Annotated in this window: 16 protein-coding genes; 3 read left to right on the top strand and 13 right to left on the bottom strand. The window is 39.6% G+C overall.

Annotated features, from left to right (window positions below; all coding sequences use genetic code 11):
* Positions 1-71: 71 nt before the first annotated feature.
* The 7 genes from IQ259_RS00840 to IQ259_RS00810 all read right to left on the bottom strand — a co-directional run bounded on the left by IQ259_RS00840 (position 72) and on the right by IQ259_RS00810 (position 7,218).
* On the bottom strand, positions 72-572 hold the full coding sequence (locus IQ259_RS00840; protein ID WP_193879404.1) for a CGLD27 family protein: 501 nt from the start codon (positions 570-572) through the stop codon (positions 72-74).
* Entirely contained in the window at positions 569-1,030 is a 462-nt protein-coding gene (rsfS, locus tag IQ259_RS00835; RefSeq protein ID WP_193879401.1) for a ribosome silencing factor, read from the bottom strand. The genes IQ259_RS00840 and rsfS overlap by 4 nt, the downstream gene beginning before the upstream one ends.
* 504 nt (positions 1,031-1,534) lie before the next feature.
* The gene (locus tag IQ259_RS00830) at positions 1,535-2,806 is read right to left on the bottom strand and encodes a WcaI family glycosyltransferase (RefSeq protein WP_193879398.1); all 1,272 of its coding nucleotides are present in this window, start codon (positions 2,804-2,806) and stop codon (positions 1,535-1,537) included.
* A gap of 414 nt (positions 2,807-3,220) precedes the next feature.
* Positions 3,221-3,964 (bottom strand): amino acid ABC transporter ATP-binding protein, encoded by a 744-nt coding sequence (locus IQ259_RS00825; RefSeq protein WP_339383863.1) that lies wholly within the window; start codon positions 3,962-3,964, stop codon positions 3,221-3,223.
* Positions 3,965-4,026: 62 nt separating this feature from the next.
* Positions 4,027-5,184: an amino acid ABC transporter permease gene (locus IQ259_RS00820; RefSeq protein WP_193879394.1), complete on the bottom strand. Its 1,158-nt coding sequence runs from the start codon at positions 5,182-5,184 to the stop codon at positions 4,027-4,029.
* A gap of 22 nt (positions 5,185-5,206) precedes the next feature.
* Positions 5,207-6,133, bottom strand: a complete 927-nt coding sequence (locus IQ259_RS00815) for an amino acid ABC transporter permease (protein WP_193879391.1) — start codon at positions 6,131-6,133, stop codon at positions 5,207-5,209.
* A 38-nt stretch (positions 6,134-6,171) separates the two neighbouring features.
* Complete coding sequence (locus tag IQ259_RS00810) at positions 6,172-7,218, bottom strand: amino acid ABC transporter substrate-binding protein (RefSeq protein WP_193879388.1); 1,047 nt, start codon at positions 7,216-7,218, stop codon at positions 6,172-6,174.
* A gap of 455 nt (positions 7,219-7,673) precedes the next feature.
* Between IQ259_RS00810 and IQ259_RS00805 the strand changes: the two genes are divergently transcribed.
* Together IQ259_RS00805 and IQ259_RS00800 are read left to right on the top strand one after the other, a co-directional pair.
* Positions 7,674-8,231 (top strand): hypothetical protein, encoded by a 558-nt coding sequence (locus IQ259_RS00805; RefSeq protein ID WP_193879564.1) that lies wholly within the window; start codon positions 7,674-7,676, stop codon positions 8,229-8,231.
* Between the two features lie 77 nt (positions 8,232-8,308).
* The gene (locus tag IQ259_RS00800; RefSeq protein ID WP_193879385.1) at positions 8,309-8,953 is read left to right on the top strand and encodes a DUF3318 domain-containing protein; all 645 of its coding nucleotides are present in this window, start codon (positions 8,309-8,311) and stop codon (positions 8,951-8,953) included.
* Positions 8,954-9,003: 50 nt separating this feature from the next.
* Here IQ259_RS00800 and IQ259_RS00795 read toward each other — a convergent pair whose 3' ends face one another.
* On the bottom strand, positions 9,004-10,491 hold the full coding sequence (locus IQ259_RS00795; protein WP_193879382.1) for an esterase-like activity of phytase family protein: 1,488 nt from the start codon (positions 10,489-10,491) through the stop codon (positions 9,004-9,006).
* A 140-nt stretch (positions 10,492-10,631) separates the two neighbouring features.
* A complete protein-coding gene (locus IQ259_RS00790; protein ID WP_193879561.1) occupies positions 10,632-11,432 on the bottom strand; it encodes a 7-carboxy-7-deazaguanine synthase QueE in 801 nt (266 codons plus the stop codon).
* A gap of 195 nt (positions 11,433-11,627) precedes the next feature.
* Here IQ259_RS00790 and IQ259_RS00785 point away from each other — a divergent pair, with 195 nt between their 5' ends.
* Positions 11,628-12,677, top strand: a complete 1,050-nt coding sequence (locus IQ259_RS00785) for an anti-sigma factor antagonist (protein WP_193879379.1) — start codon at positions 11,628-11,630, stop codon at positions 12,675-12,677.
* Between the two features lie 116 nt (positions 12,678-12,793).
* On the opposite strand, the gene IQ259_RS00780 is transcribed toward IQ259_RS00785, so the two are convergent.
* From IQ259_RS00780 to IQ259_RS00765, 4 genes are all read right to left on the bottom strand, one after another.
* Positions 12,794-13,042, bottom strand: a complete 249-nt coding sequence (locus IQ259_RS00780) for a hypothetical protein (RefSeq protein WP_193879376.1) — start codon at positions 13,040-13,042, stop codon at positions 12,794-12,796.
* 35 nt (positions 13,043-13,077) lie between these two features.
* Complete coding sequence (locus IQ259_RS00775; RefSeq protein ID WP_193879373.1) at positions 13,078-13,323, bottom strand: HNH endonuclease; 246 nt, start codon at positions 13,321-13,323, stop codon at positions 13,078-13,080.
* Positions 13,323-13,709 carry a KGK domain-containing protein gene (locus IQ259_RS00770; protein ID WP_193879370.1) on the bottom strand — a complete coding sequence of 129 codons (387 nt, stop codon included), beginning with the start codon at positions 13,707-13,709 and terminating at the stop codon, positions 13,323-13,325. The genes IQ259_RS00775 and IQ259_RS00770 overlap by 1 nt, the downstream gene beginning before the upstream one ends.
* A 95-nt stretch (positions 13,710-13,804) precedes the next feature.
* Positions 13,805-16,264, bottom strand: a complete 2,460-nt coding sequence (locus IQ259_RS00765; protein WP_193879367.1) for a dynamin-like GTPase family protein — start codon at positions 16,262-16,264, stop codon at positions 13,805-13,807.
* Between the last annotated feature and the right edge of the window lie 197 nt (positions 16,265-16,461).

The following is a 16,461-nucleotide window of genomic DNA, read 5'->3' as shown; positions in this document are numbered from 1 at the left end:
GTTTCATTAGTCATTTGTCCTTTGTCATTATGTTTTTGATTAATGACCAATCACCAATGACTAATGACTGTTTACGACAAATGCCACACTATAGTACCAATTAGGTACATTCCCGCCAAGCCAGCAAAGGTAAATTGTAACCGTTGGAGAATTGGCTTAATTTCGTATGTCACAATCAAGCGATCGCGAGTTAAAATTTCCTGCGGCTTAATCCAAGTTTGACCATCATACCAGCCTGACTCTTCATAAAATACAGTCGTACTGTAGAGCCGATCGCGCACATAACGCCAGCCTAAATACATTCGTACTAATACTAAGATTACGCCCAGACTCGCCCCTGCTGCTCCACACAGGACAAAATGAACAGTATATTTTTGTAGAGGAAAGCTGGCGGCTGCTACTGGCCCTGACACTAGCCAGGAAAACCCCCAAATCCAAGTTATGTTTGTGATATATTCTCGCCAATTTAAGGTGCAATCACGAAACAGCCAGGAAGTTTTTAACTCTTCGTACTCATTAAGCGGTTGTTGCTCTGTGGGAACTGGGCAATTGGAGACAGAAGATTTTATCATGTAGGCTTACCCCCACCCTCATCAGCTTCTGGAATGGTAATACGTTCTGCATGAACCCAGAACGCTTCTAAATTATAAAACTCCCGCTCTTTAGGCATCATGATGTGAACAATCACATCGCCGTAGTCTTGTAACACCCAACTCCCTTCAGCTTTACCTTCAGTCCGCAAGGGACGACGTTGCCACTCAGTGTCTACTTTTCCTTCTATTGCTTGTGCGATCGCCCTCACTTGTACTTTAGAGTAGCCCGTCATCATCACAAAATAATCTGCTAGATAAGATACATCGGCTACCCTTAGTACCAAAATATCCCCTGCTTTACGCTCTGATGCTGCTTCAGCAACAGTTATAGCTAATTGCCCACTCAAATCTTTCATGCCTGCTTCTAGGCTTTTGAGTGGACTATTCTTCTCAGACACGGACTGTAACGGGAAATTTCCTTGGATATAATCAGACATTAAACCTCAGGTGCTTGATCCCTTTTGTTTTACAATTATTCACAAACAACAATTGAACAACAACTGTTTTTTTGAATACTAACAAAAAAACGTCTGTTTATGGGGTGAGTTAACAATTGAGTGTTCGGATTGCAACTAAAAACTAGAGCAAATAGCTAGTGGGTAATTTGCGGAGGTAAATCAAGCAGTAGACTTTCACTAAAAATTTTAACGAATAATTTCTTAACTATAATATAAAATCTTCGATCTTCTACCTAAAGAATGATTAGAAACTAATCTGACTGTTCTTCTCTAGCTGTCAACACTTACTCCAATTGACTGTATCTACGTAATATATTTAGCTATTGCCTTCTTGAAATGTAAATAAAACTGATGCACCCACGATTTATATAAGCCCTCACTCAAGAACATTACAGCTACTGATATTTTCTAGACCGTAGTTTTGCCATTGGCATTATTTAAGTAATTTCCGTCTTTAACTGTAGCTTTAGCTACTTTCTCAAACTACACTTCTTGTTTTGAAACTATTTTGTTCTCAATTATCTGACTATTGGCTGTGACTGATTCAAACAAAGTCTCGTAGTGATTTAAGGCTTGCTCGAAAGCGTATTGCTCTACGGCATATTGACGGCTATTGTAGCCTAGCGTTTTAACCTTTTCAGGGTGTTTATAAAGTTCTAAAATAGCTGCTGCCAAAGCTTGGGCATCTTCTGGAGGAACAATAACTCCGCCACCACTTTGTCTTACAGCTCGTGCAGCTGTACCATTTTCGGGTACAGAAGCAACTAATGCCCGACCACTGGCCAACAGAACTTGGATTTTTGACGGCATATTGAAGGATACAACATTCTTCTTCTGCACGACTAAACCAACATCAGCAGCTGCCAACATTTGCGGCAAATGTTCGCGGGGTTGAAAAGGCAGTAACAACACATTATCTGCACCGCACTCTAAACAGTACTGCTGCAATCGCTTTAAACCTTTCGCTTCACCAACAATCACAAAAGCCATTTCTGGAACATCACGTAGGACAGCAGCAGCTTGAATGACAGTTTCTAAGCCTTGAGTGAGAGCAATATTTCCAGAATACTGTACTACAAACTTGCCATTAAGATTATGGGCTGCCCGGAAAGGGTTGTTTTCTTTAGGTAAGGGGCGAATGAAATTTACATCAACCCAGTTAGGAATTTGCTCTATTTTGTCTGCATCTACACCCTTAGACAGCAAATTTTCTACAAATCCATCAGCGATAACGCTAATTTTTGAGGCTGAATGGTAAGCAAATTTTTCTAATGCTGTAAATACCTTGATGAGAAATTTATTTTTTAGTAATCCAACGTGAATAGCTGCTTCTGGTAGTATGTCTTGAAGATTGAGTACTACAGGGCAAGCGCGTAACCATCCCAACAAAGCGGCTGGTACGCATACGGGTAGTGATGGTGAAGTTGAAAGAATGACATCGGGTCGCCAGCCAACCAAAGCAGGGAAAAAACTTGTAACAACGAAACTAGCATCTAGCATGATCCGATCTAACAGATTCGGTTGTGGACGAATCCACACATAACTGCGTTGGATCTGAACACCATTTTTATACTCATTAAAATAAAATTTGCCCCGATAACCCTCATAAATTTGGCGTTCAGGATAATTTGGCATAGCGGTAACTACCCGCACTTCATGCCCACGCTTGGCCAGTCCTTCTGCTAATTCCGTCATCAAAGGGGCAATACCAATTGGTTCTGGATAGTAGTTGTAGGAGTAAATTAATATCCGCATAAGAAATTAGTCAGAGTCCCTGGCTGTTTGGATAACGCAACTGTTTGTTGCAATTTGTTGCGCCTACATCCAATTGTCTCTTTAGTTTCTTTTGATGTCAGTGGTTGTTCGTTGAAGATTGTGTAAAATTTTTTGTCTTTGCTTAAGTAATACTTGATAGAGTTTTTACTATTTAAAATAATATGTAAGTGTGTAATAAAAAACTAAAGCTAAGTATAAACCCAACTGTTTTTGCTATTAGCAGATAACTGCAATACGAAAAAATCAATGACATGAATTAGCTGCTCAACTCAATCTATGAGGCAAAAAGGGAGTCATGAAAGGAATGGAAACGCAGAGGAGCGCTGAGTTGAGCGCATACAGCCAAAGCGGAACCCACAGGGTAGGAGCGCTGAGTATTTTTGGAAACTTGATTTAGAGAATTTGAGATAAAAATTTGCGCGTTCTGTCTTCTTGTGGTTTGGTAAAAAAGATTTCAGGGGTGGCTGACTCTACGAGAGAACCACTATCCATTAAGATCACTCGGTCAGCAACTTCACGGGCAAATCCCACTTCGTGGGTAACAACAACCATTGTCATTCCATCACGGGCCAGACCGCGCATGACATCTAATACTTCCCTGACCATTTCAGGATCTAAAGCGGAGGTTGGTTCATCAAATAGCATAATTTTAGGTTGCATGGCTAATGCACGAGCGATCGCCACTCGTTGTTGCTGTCCACCAGACAACTGTCCTGGATATTTCTGCGCCTGTTCTAATATTCCTACTCTTTCTAACAGTTGCATGGCTAATTCTTCGGCTTTAGCCTTAGACCAGCGATGTACCCAAATTGGTGCCAAGGTAATATTTTGCAGCACAGTGAGATGAGTAAACAAATTAAACTGCTGAAAAACCATTCCGACTTCTCGCCTAATTGCTTCAATATTTCGTAAATCGTTGCTCAGGGTAATACCATCAATAATAATTTTTCCCTTTTCATATTCTTCTAAAGCATTGAATGTGCGGATAAAGGTTGATTTACCTGAGCCAGAAGGTCCCATCAACACTACTACTTCTCCACGATTGACTGTTAAGCTCACACCCTGGAGAACATGAAATTTTCCATACCATTTATGAACATTTTCAGCAATAATTATTGGGGTTTGTTCTTTGGTCACGGATTTTAACCTCTGAATTAAGAGAAATAGGAAACAAATGAGAAAATAATTATAACTATTGATTAATTAATTAACTGTTTTTCTAAACGTCGAGAAGCCAGCGACATTGAATAACAAAATATCCAATAAATTAGTCCAATAAATAAGTAAACTTCTGCATAACGACCGAGAAACTGCGGCTGTGCCAAGATAGAGCGGGCAATACCTGTGAGTTCTACTAAGCCTACTAAAGATAAGAGTGAAGTATCTTTAAATAATCCGATTAATTGTCCTACAATGGCGGGAATTACAGCGCGTAAAGCTTGAGGAAGTACAATTAAAAGAATTACCAAAGGTGTTTTTAATCCCAATGCTTTTGCTGCTTCAATTTGTCCACGAGGGATTGCTTGGAGTCCACCACGGACATTTTCTGCCATGTAAGCGGCACTAAATAAAATTAATCCAGCAATTCCTCGGAATACTCTATCTAAACGCCAATCTGTTGGCAAGAATAAGGGAAGCATTACCTGAGCGAGAAACAAAACTCCAATCAGTGGTACTCCCCTAACAATTTCGATATACAAGATACAGAACCAACGTATTAGAGGTAGATTACTGGTGCGTCCTAAAGCTAGTAAAACCCCTATTGGAAAAGAAAGCACAATACTGACTACAGCCATGAGCAAAGTGAGGAGTAAACCATTCCACAAATTTGTGGGTACAGGTTGCAAGCCAAATCCTCCGCCAATTAGCCACAGAATTACAGGAAAAGATAATAACCAGATTGGGGCAAGCCAAGGAGTTATTAAGTAAGAGAATTTTTTGCCGATCCAAAAACCTGCTAATAATAAAATAGCAACTAATCCTAACCAAATGCGGGATATTAAATCGAAAGGTAGAAGAATTAATAATAGACTATAAATAAAAGCATAAATAGCAGCAACTCCAAGCCTGGGTAACTGTTGTTTGTTAAAAAAAGTGCCTCCAGTGATAGCTAATGAAATAGAGGTGATCGCCAAGACAATCCACGCTCTCCAATATAGAGTTTGAGGAAATCTCCCAACTAAAAATAAACGTAAATTAACTTGAATTACTGCCCATTGTGATTGAGTAGTTACCCAACTTATTACTCCCGGTACTACCCAAAATAACAATATTATGCAGACAACAGTTAACAAGCTGTTGTACCAAGTACTAAATAGATTTTTCCGCAGCCATAGCAATTTTTGATTGTTTGTCATCTTATTTACTTCATTTATTAAGCTATCTTTCTTTAATCTGTACGGTGCGATTAAGTAAATTCATGACGATGGAGATAGTTAAGCTAAGAGTGAGGTATGTAAGCATAATTAGTAACATTACTTCTACTGCTTTCCCTGTTTGATTGAAGGTAGTAGAAGCGACAAAATACATGTCGGGATAGCCGATAGCGATCGCAAGACTGGAATTTTTTGTCAAATTGAGATACTGGCTGGTTAGTGGCGGGATGATTACCCGCAAGGCTTGGGGAAAAACCACTAGTCGCATAACTAACCCTGGTTTTAAGCCAAGCGATCGCGCTGCTTCCCATTGTCCTTTGGCGACTGATTGAATCCCGCCTCGGACAATTTCTGCAATAAACGCACCTGTGTAAAAAGTTAATCCCAAAAGCAAAGCCGAAAATTCTGGGGATAAAGTAAACCAAGGTAGTTCTATGCCATTTTGACTAATACCAACAATTCCCCACAGAGAAATTTTAGCTGCTGTTTTGGGAAACCCTAAAAAAACAGCAAAATACCAAAACAGTAATTGCAAAAGCAAGGGTGTATTGCGAAAAATTTCGACATAAATTAAAGCGATATTTTTGACTAACCAATTGTCAGATAAACGGGCAATTCCTGCACTAATACCGACAATAGTGGTCAGAACAATTCCTGTAATTGCTACTCGCAATGAGTTGATCAACCCTACCCATAAAGCAAGAGTGTAGGTGTCAGTAGGTCTGTAATTAATAGCTGTTTCGCCAATATCAAAAGATGCTTGTTGTTTGAGAAAATCAAATCCGAATTGAATGCCTAATTGTCGCAAATTCCGGTTAAGGTTACTCCATAGTATTGCAACTACAGCAACCGCCAAAAGTACAGCGATGAACTGTCCAACAAATTGCCAAAAGCGATTGTCACGCCATATAGGTGGTTTGAAATTGGTCATTTGTTATTTGTTATTTTCACTCAGCATTTTGCCAGACTTCATCGAAATGGCGGAGAATAGAGTAGTCCGCCTTTTGACCAGAGTTGATTTTGGCCACGAACGAGATTGAATTTTGTTTTGGAACCAAGGTTGCGATCGTAGACCTCAGCGTAATTACCAACGTGTTTGATAACTTTAGCGGCGAAGTCGTTAGTTAAACCCAGTCCTTCTCCCAAGTTTCCTTCTTTGCCTAAAAACCGCTTGATTTCTGGATCATTACTATTGGCAAGTTGATCCACATTCTGGGAATTAATACCCAACTCTTCGGCTTTGACTAGGGAATAAACTACCCACGTAACAACATTGTTCCAAGTTGTGTTTCCTTTGGCGACTGCTGGTGCTAAGGGTTCTGAGGAAATAGCTTCATCCAAAATCATGTTATCTTCTGCTTTGGGTAAAGTTGTTCGGCGGGAAACCAAGGCGGAACGGTCTGCTGTAACGCCGTCACAACGTCCTTCAGCGTAGGTTGCGAAAGTAATATTAACGTCTTCAAAAACAACGGGTTTATAGTTTATCCCACGTTTTCGCATTTGGTCGGCTAAGTTTTGTTCGGTGGTTGTACCAGTTTGTACACAAATTGCTTTATCTTTTAAGTCTGCCAAGGATTTAATACCACTATTTTTGCGAACCATAATCCCTTGGCCATCATAAAAAACTACTGGGGCAAATTCTAAACCAACGGAGGTATCACGGCTCAATGTCCAAGTGGTATTGCGGCTGAGAATATCTACTTCCCCAGTTTGTACAGCGGTAAACCGTTCCTTGGCGTTGAGATTGCGAAATTCTACGGCATTTGGGTCATCAAACATTGCAGCTGCTACTGCACGGCAAACATCTACATCTATACCACTGTATTTGCCGTCAGTACCCACAAAGCTAAACCCTGGAATTTCGCCACTAACACCACAAATTAGCTGACCACGACTTTTAACCGTATCTGTGCGATCGCTACCTTGGTTACTGGTTGTTTGATCTGATTCTCCACTACAAGCGGCGATGGTAAAGATTAGAGGTGCGATCGCTAGGATTAAAGCTGATTTTCGCATAAACTTCATGAATATTAAACGCTAAAACATGTGTAGACGACTATAATATTTTTGTTAAAAAAGTCGATGTTTGTAATATAAAGCTTTTTGCAGTTTTTTTAAATCGAGAGTCTCAGATCCCCGAACTCTTTTAAAAGTTGGGGATCTTATTTTTAATTAATAATTTAAGAGTGCTATTTTTAAAAATAGACTATTGAAGTTTTTAACTATTACTTAAATATTGATTCTTGAGATACAAATGTTTATAGATATTTTGTCCTCATGCTTACTTCCTAAAACATAATTTTCTTATTTCATAGAATTTAGATAAATCAGCAAATAAATTCAGCAAGTGTGCAGAAATTAATTGCATACTTCTCAATAAGCAGAAGTAGCCACACCAACCTAAACACATGCCCTTAGCAGGTTACACTAGTTTTGGTGACAGCCGCTCCACCATTTCTTATGAGGCTTTTATGGGAGCAAATCTCGAACAGATTGCCAATTACTTAGACAAACTAGGTTGGGACTACCGCTTTGATGATGAAGAAGACCGAATTATCACAGGGGTGGAAGCTGATAACCTGGAAGATTTTCTCATAGTTGTCCAATTGGATGAGGAGGGAAAATTTTTCCGAATTTTTGCGCCTCAAGTTTTGGCAGGAGTGCAAGACCATCCTCACAAAGGGGCTATTCTACAGACGATGTTAGCCATTTCTTGGGAAACCAAAATGCTGCAATGGGAATATGACCCATCCGATGGTGAAATCCGTGCCATTATTGAATTTCCGCTGGAAGACTCGATTCTCACAGAAAAGCAATTTCATCGTTGTTTGAGTGGGTTAATTCAAATTGTCGATGGCATAGCTATCCCTCGGTTGCAAGAAGTTATGGCAACAGGCGAAGATCCAGGGAATATAGAGATTGGAGAAAGAATGTTACTCAGTATTCAGGAGGAAGCACCCGGTTTACTAGAGCTTCTAGAAAGGGCTATGGAAGCTAGAAAAAAGCGGGGAATTTTTCCTAGTGAGTGAGGCGAATCACCACTTAAATAGCTATACTCCAAAGTGATACCCTCACTATATACTGAAATTTTTTAGGGCTGGATTTTATGACATCCTATGCAACCTCCTCTGCCAAAGCAGAAATGAGTGAACTCCGGCGATTAAAAGGCTTACTACCACCAGAATTGCAAAGCTGGGTCACAGTTGAAGGTACAACTGAGGTCAATCCACCCCTGATCCGTAGCGAAGAAATTGGTAAAGATCAGGTAGAAATCCAAGTTGACTTGGTGAAATGGGATGCTCTCGCAATGGATCAGCGTAATCTGCTTTTCTGGCATGAAGTTGCCCGCATACAAAATGACACAATTCCCAAAGATGGTTGGGAAATGGCAGCATTAGCTATTGGGTTAGGCGGTGCTGTAGGCGAGTTGTGGGTACAAGATGGCTTATTGCTGGTGTTAGCTTTAGCGCTGTGTGGTGTTTCTGGCTGGCGACTATATCAAAAGAATAATGGTGAGAAGCAAGTGAGAGAATTGCTAAATGCTGACGAAAAAGCGATCGCATTAGCAACTCGCTTTGGTTACAGCCTCCCCAATGCTTATAAGAGTCTTGGTAGTGCTTTAAAAACACTAATTGATACTACTCCCAGCAAACGCCAACGGTCTCGTTATGAAGCACGACTCTCTGCCCTCAAACGTAGTGCCAATAAGGCAAAAGCTAAATCTCGTTCTACAGATGAGGACAGACTGTAGAAATCAGACAGTCGTGTGGGTAGGCAATACCCACACGAAAAAGAATTTACTTACCCTTGAATAGATTTAAACTGCCGCTTCAAAAACAAAGCACTAGAAGCTAGTAAGACTAGTCCAGCAGTTGTTGTTGGTTCTGGGACTCTGGCTGGTGGTACGAATCCTGCTAATTCCTGTTGACTGGCTCTAAAAGCGTAAACGAATGTAGGAACAAGTGACTGTCCTGTTGGACAACCACTGTCAATGGGGACTTGCGAGAAGTTAGTCCCATCTGTACAAACATCAAACTGCACATTACTGTTGTTCTGAGTCACACTGAAGTCATTATCTGTACCCACAATTAAGGCGTAGGAACCATCAACAAGTTGTGGCCCAATTGCCAAGCCTTCAAGTTTTTCTGGAATGGGTTGTCCGGCGTTTCTCAGAAATTCGGCAATATCAGCAAACAGCGTCTTGCTTACAGGCGTAACATCAGCAGGTAAGGTATTTGTACCTGTCAAGCTAATATCAGTCACATCGGTTGCACCGGTCAGGTCGATTTTGTAGATGCGTTTAGTCCCAACTGGGATTGCACCAGTGGGATCTTCTACACCAAAACCACGATTATCTCGCTCTAAGACTAAAAATTCATTATTATTCAAGGCTGTGATGGCGCTAATACCAATATTGCGCCCTTGGGCGTTAGCTCCAAAAAGATTATCTGGGACACGAGCATTAATATCTGCCAAACTCTCTAGCTGATAGATGTATTGAGCAGTACTATCACCAGTGTTTGTATCGAATTCTACTATTCTTAGATTGCCACTGCGCCGTCCGTCGGGAGAACCTTCATTAACTAAGGGGTCTTGCAGCATAGCAAATAGTCTACTGCCATCTGGGCTGAGGGTTACGCCTTCATAGCCACGATTATCTTGACGGCCAGTGGAAATGGTTGGAAGACCATCAACGTAGTTAATTGTGCCATCACTTTGTCTCGGAATGAGATTGCTGGGAGTGGCAAATGCCCGAAGGAAGGAACCTGTTGGGCTGAATTCATACACAGAAGGGCCATATTCATCGGAAATATAGAAATTACCATTAGGTGCGATCGCAAATCCTTCTGGATCAAAGCTGCGACCGAGAACACTGGCATTCCCATTAAGTATTCTGGGGTTCAATCCGTTAAAATTTTGACCATTTTGGGTGAAGAGAATGGTGTCTAATAACTGAAAATTGCTAATTGCACCAGTATTTTGGTCGACATCTAAGGAAAATTTCTGTACCCGTGTGTTGTAGTCGATAACACCGCCACCAGGTCCGCGATCGGCCAAACTGTAATACACGTTGTTGTTGCGATCGTAGTACAAGTCAGAGAAAAACCCTAAGCGATTGGTGTTAGCACTATTAGTACTAGATGAAGATAAATCTGTACTATCAGCAGGTATAGTGATGCCATTCACCAGAGAAACAGCACCAACAGTACTTGTAGATCCTGTAATACTAACTACGGCAGTTACTAGCGAAAAGCTAAATCCAGAAATCCAATGCTTTACAGAAATCATGTACATTTCCCAAAAAGGCACAGTTTTCTCAGCTTTGGACTTCCAGATTAAAAAAGAGTTAATCAATGATTAAGGTAAATAATGCCACATATTTGCTTAATAGAGTGCGGTTTTTACTTGAACACGACTTCATCAAACTTTTATAGTTGATTTAGCATCTTATGAGTCTGAGGTATAACACGGACATAAGATACAAACTTTTTCATTAAAGCTTGCCATATCAACACTTGATCAGGATTTGGGGCAAGTATTGATGTTGCGGTGAACTTTTCAGAGGTAGCCAAAGGTGTAACTGGTTGCAGAAATACAGGGATATCTGGACTGATATCTGCTATCAACAAAGCAGCTTGTTTTAACTCTGCTGGATTTGTACTTTGCGAAATAATTATCTTGACAAAAGTATCTAACGATGGGTGGCTGTGGCATAATTGGAGAAATTTTGCATGATCTTGCCAATAGTCTTCGCCGCTGACGCTGGGAAGTTTCAAATCCATACCAACAGAGTCCAGGTAAGGCAGAATCATAACCAATTGTTCTGGGCGATGTCCGCCAGTCTCTAAGTATATGGGTAGATTGGTGAGCGATCGCACTTGAGGCAAAAATTCATGCAAAAAAGGCGCATGTAAAAGTGGTTCGCCTCCAGTTAAGCTAATGCTATCGTGTAGAGACGGTAGATTTTGGCGCTCAATCCATTCGAGTAATGTTGTTAAGGGGACGGGATTAGAGTGAATTTCAAAATCTCGGAATCCAGGTGATCGTTCTATCTGACAGGTATTGGGTGCATTCCATGTGTGGGAGCTATCGCAAAAGTGACAGCGCAAGTCACACAAAGCAAAGCGAATAAAAATTTGACGTGTCCCGACATTCAATCCTTCCCCTTGAATAGCAGAAAAGACCTCAATCAGGCGTGCGGTAGGTTCAACTGTGATGTTAGCAGTCATGGGATAGTGGCAATGCGATCGCGCTGCGGCGATATAAAAGCAAGTACGTTTTTTAGTTCTTGTTCTATTGTGAATCGTCGTTGGCAATCTCGGTTCTCACCTTAGATAACTAACAATCAGTCTTTGTTTCTACCGAGTCAATATGAGGTTAAGTAATTTTCTAGGACACAATAATGTTTGGCAGATTAAATTTACATGGCAACGAAAGTGCAGAGCTTCATGACTAGCCAACCCACAGAGGTAAATCTCTTAGTTACTTCCCTAAATGAAACGGCGATAGTGCAGGTATCTTCTCGCTTAAGCGTACTGGAAGCAGTTAGCTTTAAGCAAACCTGCCAAGACTTAACCCAAGCAAACCCACATCCCAAGAAAATCATTATTGATTTTCAGCAAACTATTTTTATGGATAGTAGTGGTTTAGGCGCTCTGGTCAGTAATTACAAAACTGCCCAGGAAAAAGGAATTACTCTAATTCTACGGGATGTTAGCCCTCAAGTAATGGCGGTGCTAAACCTCACAGGATTAGATCAAATTTTTCCGATGGAATCTAGTGGCGATCAAACACTTATAGAAGCGGAAAACGTCATAGAAGCGCCAAAAAGTGGTTCTCGTAAACTAGAGCAGCTACCCACCACTCATCCCTCTGTAGCTTCTTGGATGAAACGTTTTATAGATATAGTTGGCTCACTAGTGGGTTTGATGATTACAGGAGTTTTGTTTATTCCGATTGTGGTTGCTATCAAAATTGACGATCCTGGCTCCATTTTCTTTAGTCAAACTCGCTGCGGCTGGATGGGGAAGCGGTTTAAAATTTGGAAATTTCGCTCTATGTGTGTAGATGCGGAAGCCAAAAAAGCTTTAGTTAAAAATCAAGTACATGGTGCATTTTTCAAGAACGCAAACGACCCCAGAATTACCAAGGTAGGGCGATTTTTACGCCGCACAAGTTTAGATGAATTGCCACAATTTTGGAACGTTTTAAAAGGTGATATGAGTTTAGTAGGAACTAGACCACCTACACCTGATGAAGTTGAACGTTATGAAGTACCAGAGTGGCAACGTTTAGATGTTAAGCCTGGAATGACTGGCGAATGGCAAGTTAACGGTCGGTCTACAGTCCGCAGTTTTGAAGATGTCATTCGTTTAGATTTGCAATATCAAAAAAATTGGAGTTTGTTGTACGATTTAAAATTAATTTTTAAAACTGTAGCTATTTTGTTTAACAGAAAAAGTGGCGCTGTTTAGCAACAAGATTAATTTTACATTTGTCAGTAAATTGTATTTTTTCAAATCCCCGATTTCTTAAAGAAGTCGGGGATTTTATTGCTCACGAATGCTTGAGGACTGCTATAGTTTAGCTGTTAACTTTTTCCTTTCGGGCGATCGCAGTGATATGGATAAAGCCACTCACACCTAAAAATTCCACGAGTGTGTTTCTCTAAAAATGTACCAGCATGATACCTGCTTGATATATCAATTCCGGCTTTCGTTTTAATTTCATATAATTTAGGGAAGGCTGCGGCTAAAATGGCGATCGCCGCGAAGAAATAAAATACCGTGGTTCCAATTTTGGCAAATCTGCGAGAATTGCTGTTGACGTTTCGAGACATAGATATTAAAGACTAACAGCCTATCCTAGGTTAGCCTAACTTTGAAAATGTCGCCAAAAACGTTGATCTGTTTTGTCTGATTTTTCTTGGTTACACGTCAAGCAAAGAGTATGCAAATTGCTGATATCGTTTTGACCGCCCAGTGCCAAGGGGATGATATGATCGATAGTAAGGTCAGCTTCTAAAGCTGTTTTACCACAGCTTTGACATTGGTATTTATCGCGTTGAAATACATATTGCTTAACTTCTGCTGGAATGCGAATACGTGGGGTTTTATTCATTAACTTTCCTCTTGAATTAGGCGGCGCAAATCATCAAGAGGCGATTCTAGTTCTGCGATTTCTGGTTGATCAGGAATGAATTCTAGAGTTATTTTGATTCTTAATTTTCCTGGTAGCCAAGCTTTTGCACCAAGCTTCAGTATTTCACAGTCTATGCCTTCAGTAAACCATCTTTGGTACTGTTTGTAATATTTACTACCTACTAAATATCCACCCGGCTCGATTTGTATTCCACAGAAATTTAATGAGTTGTAAATTACAGAAGATAAGTCACCACAAAATACTTTTTTAATACCTTCCTGTATTTGAATAATTTTAAACACCTTATCTTTGACTGATAAAGCATCATCGGGATTGCAATTTTCTATATTAAAGTTATCTTCCATATTAATTTCTCAAGTTTTCTTACACTTCCCCAGGATTCAGATACCCGACCTCTCAAAAAAGTCGGGTATCTTGTCGTTTACTTCCTGATTTAGGTCTAAATTTGTGCTACACCATCCAACAAACCATCAGAAATAATCACCCCATTACTAGCAGCAATCTTATCAACAACATCTAATTCACCAAAATTAATCACTGGTAAAAAATAATCATATAATTGCATTGCGTGTAAACAACTATTAATTCCAGATACTGCTGCGTTATAGTCCTCAATCTTTTGTTCCACAGCACTCAGCAAGCATCGATTATTTAAAATCTTCTCTTCAGCCTCTTTTTCTAAAGTCTGCTCTAAATAAACACGAGCTTGCGGATACTGCTGTAAAATGTCATCAGCTTGTTGTTCCGCCATTGGCTGCAACTGAGTTAAGAGAATTTGGTTGATAGTTTGACGGAAAGATTTGCGAATTGTATGGGAAACTTTAGGTTCAAAATCTAACTTTAATAACTGCCTGATTGCTGGTTCAGCTTCTATCATACTTTCACAGTCATAACTTTGCGAAGTTTGCTGTAAAGTTTGACGAAATTGATAGATAGAAAAAGTGCCTTCATCATAAAATCTCGGACTTTCTCGGACGAAGCGATCGCATTCTACCCGTGCTGCACTTACTAAAGCTAATGATACCTGTTTTTCTACAACTTTTAACTCTTGTTCAATCCCGCCATCATTACCCAACAAGCGATATAACTGACGATAATATTCTGTTTTCCGAATTTTCTCCATTAACCGCTGGAATAAATTCGCAACCACTTCTTCAGAGGAATTTACTAAAATATCTTCCAATTGATTAGATAAATAGTAAAATGCCTCTACTAAAATGGCAATTAACGGTGCAGTTGCATTACGCAGATGACTGAGAGTAGCACGTCGATAAGCATCAGCTACAGAAAAAGTATCTAGCAATTCATCTAAACGCCGAATCATGCGTGATTGCAATTGCCGAAAATCTGTTTCAAAAGCATCACCAGCCTGATTAATTACTTGGTTAATTTCTTCTGTAATATGTTGGTTGAAATCTTTACCAATTTGCTGTAATTGCTGATTGAGTCGCTGTAATTCCTGCGACTTCATTGCTTCAATTTCTCGTGGTTGACTGTCTAAATCTCGATAAGTCGATTGATAATATTTTTGCAGTTTAATACAACTATCTTCTAAGTCATCAGCTAGATTTTGAAAAAGCATAGGACGCTTTTCTTGAGTAAGATAACGAGTAATTGCTGTACGAAACTCCTCAATCCCACTATCAAGAATTAGCTGATTAATTAAAGGCGTTCCTTGTTCATTTAAAATCCGCAGATAGTTCTGATTTGGAGTTTCAAAACCATTGAGCGAAATCCGAAAATTAGTATGGGAAAGCTTACCAGAAGTTACACAGTAATTATTGAATGCGTAAACAAACTGTGGTGTTTCTTCTTGACCATTTAAACCTTTAACACTTTCAGCAAAAATAGAATCTAAACCAAATCTATCACTTATGCTAGTCTGTTTAATTTGACTGCCGTAAAATCCCAGTAAACCACTGGTTTTGTAAACTCTGCTGCTATCACGAAACTGGCTGCTAATTAAATCATCTAATCGCTGCCTTAGTTGGGTATTATACCAAGTTTCGTCAATGCGGTTGAAGACATAAAAAACGCGATCGCGTATTCCCCCATTTCCCCGCATAGTTTCCAAAAGTGTAGTTTCTTCTTTTGTCATATCACCAGCAGACGCAGGTTTCAATACACACACGACTGCTGATGTATCAGAATGTTGAATTTTGGTGTAAGTTAATTGTGCATCCTTCTCTACTGGTGCATCAATTCCTGGGGTATCAATAATGACGTTGCCATCTTCCAAAAGTGGATGATTACAATAATATTCAATCCGTTTTAAAACTGCACTATTACTTCCTCTGCGTGCATATCCAGCAGCTTCCTTAAGATTGGAAAAGTTAAATTTCTCCATTGAATATGTGGCATTATTGACTGTATGAATCTGTTCGCGGTTTGCTTCATATCCTGCTAGTAATAAAATTAAGGCTTTAGCTTGTTTTGCACGTTCAGATTTACTTTCGCCACCTTCCTGCTGAATAATCGCCTCACAGCCTTGATGTAGCAAATTACTGACTTCAACTTGATTTATATTTGCGTCAGTTTTAAATCCTAGTTGTTGACATAAATAACTCGCTTGTTCACGAATTTCTACTTCACTTAAAAATGTTAAAACAACTTTTTCTTTATCCATCTCTGCATACTCAATTTTGCATTCTGTACCTGTAGCATGTCCCTCTGCACTGTAAAGTAATTCTCTCTCCAGGAGTGCATTAATTAGCATAGATTTACCTGCACTAAATGCACCTGCAAATACAATTTCAAATTTCGGGGATATTGCCTTACCTAAAGAAGTTTGCACAGATGTGATATCTTGGGAACGTAAAGCAGGTTCTTGCTGTAAAAGTTGTAATATTAATTCAACTTGCTCTTTTAAATTTGCACACTGAATAGGCAGATTTGCCATTTTAAATCCCTGGTATATTAAATATATATTAATAATGATTCAATACCCTAAACATCAGTAAATTTACTTTGAAGCAAATCGTTTGAGCTTACTAACCTATAATACAGTGCGTAGCATTGAAGTTTGACTCAACGTTTCCTTGATTTCAGATAAAAACTCATATTGCACTCCTATTTAATTTATAAAAATCGAGATAC

It is taken from the genome of Fortiea sp. LEGE XX443 (genome assembly GCF_015206815.1).
Classification (GTDB): Bacteria; Cyanobacteriota; Cyanobacteriia; order Cyanobacteriales; family Nostocaceae; genus Nostoc_B.
The sequence above is the reverse complement of the archived record's forward strand: the minus strand, read 5'-3'. Positions and strand labels throughout refer to the sequence as shown.

Coding starts and splice junctions, on each gene's coding strand:
- IQ259_RS00785 (WP_193879379.1), top strand. CDS start 11,628: ATGGCAACGAAAGTGCAGAGCTTCATGACTAGCCAACCCACAGAGGTA.
- IQ259_RS00815 (WP_193879391.1), bottom strand. CDS start 6,133: ATGACCAATTTCAAACCACCTATATGGCGTGACAATCGCTTTTGGCAA.
- IQ259_RS00780 (WP_193879376.1), bottom strand. CDS start 13,042: ATGTCTCGAAACGTCAACAGCAATTCTCGCAGATTTGCCAAAATTGGA.
- IQ259_RS00790 (WP_193879561.1), bottom strand. CDS start 11,432: ATGACTGCTAACATCACAGTTGAACCTACCGCACGCCTGATTGAGGTC.
- IQ259_RS00800 (WP_193879385.1), top strand. CDS start 8,309: ATGACATCCTATGCAACCTCCTCTGCCAAAGCAGAAATGAGTGAACTC.
- IQ259_RS00765 (WP_193879367.1), bottom strand. CDS start 16,264: ATGGCAAATCTGCCTATTCAGTGTGCAAATTTAAAAGAGCAAGTTGAA.
- IQ259_RS00805 (WP_193879564.1), top strand. CDS start 7,674: ATGGGAGCAAATCTCGAACAGATTGCCAATTACTTAGACAAACTAGGT.
- IQ259_RS00810 (WP_193879388.1), bottom strand. CDS start 7,218: ATGCGAAAATCAGCTTTAATCCTAGCGATCGCACCTCTAATCTTTACC.
- IQ259_RS00775 (WP_193879373.1), bottom strand. CDS start 13,323: ATGAATAAAACCCCACGTATTCGCATTCCAGCAGAAGTTAAGCAATAT.
- rsfS (WP_193879401.1), bottom strand. CDS start 1,030: ATGTCTGATTATATCCAAGGAAATTTCCCGTTACAGTCCGTGTCTGAG.
- IQ259_RS00840 (WP_193879404.1), bottom strand. CDS start 572: ATGATAAAATCTTCTGTCTCCAATTGCCCAGTTCCCACAGAGCAACAA.
- IQ259_RS00820 (WP_193879394.1), bottom strand. CDS start 5,184: ATGACAAACAATCAAAAATTGCTATGGCTGCGGAAAAATCTATTTAGT.
- IQ259_RS00770 (WP_193879370.1), bottom strand. CDS start 13,709: ATGGAAGATAACTTTAATATAGAAAATTGCAATCCCGATGATGCTTTA.
- IQ259_RS00830 (WP_193879398.1), bottom strand. CDS start 2,806: ATGCGGATATTAATTTACTCCTACAACTACTATCCAGAACCAATTGGT.
- IQ259_RS00795 (WP_193879382.1), bottom strand. CDS start 10,491: ATGATTTCTGTAAAGCATTGGATTTCTGGATTTAGCTTTTCGCTAGTA.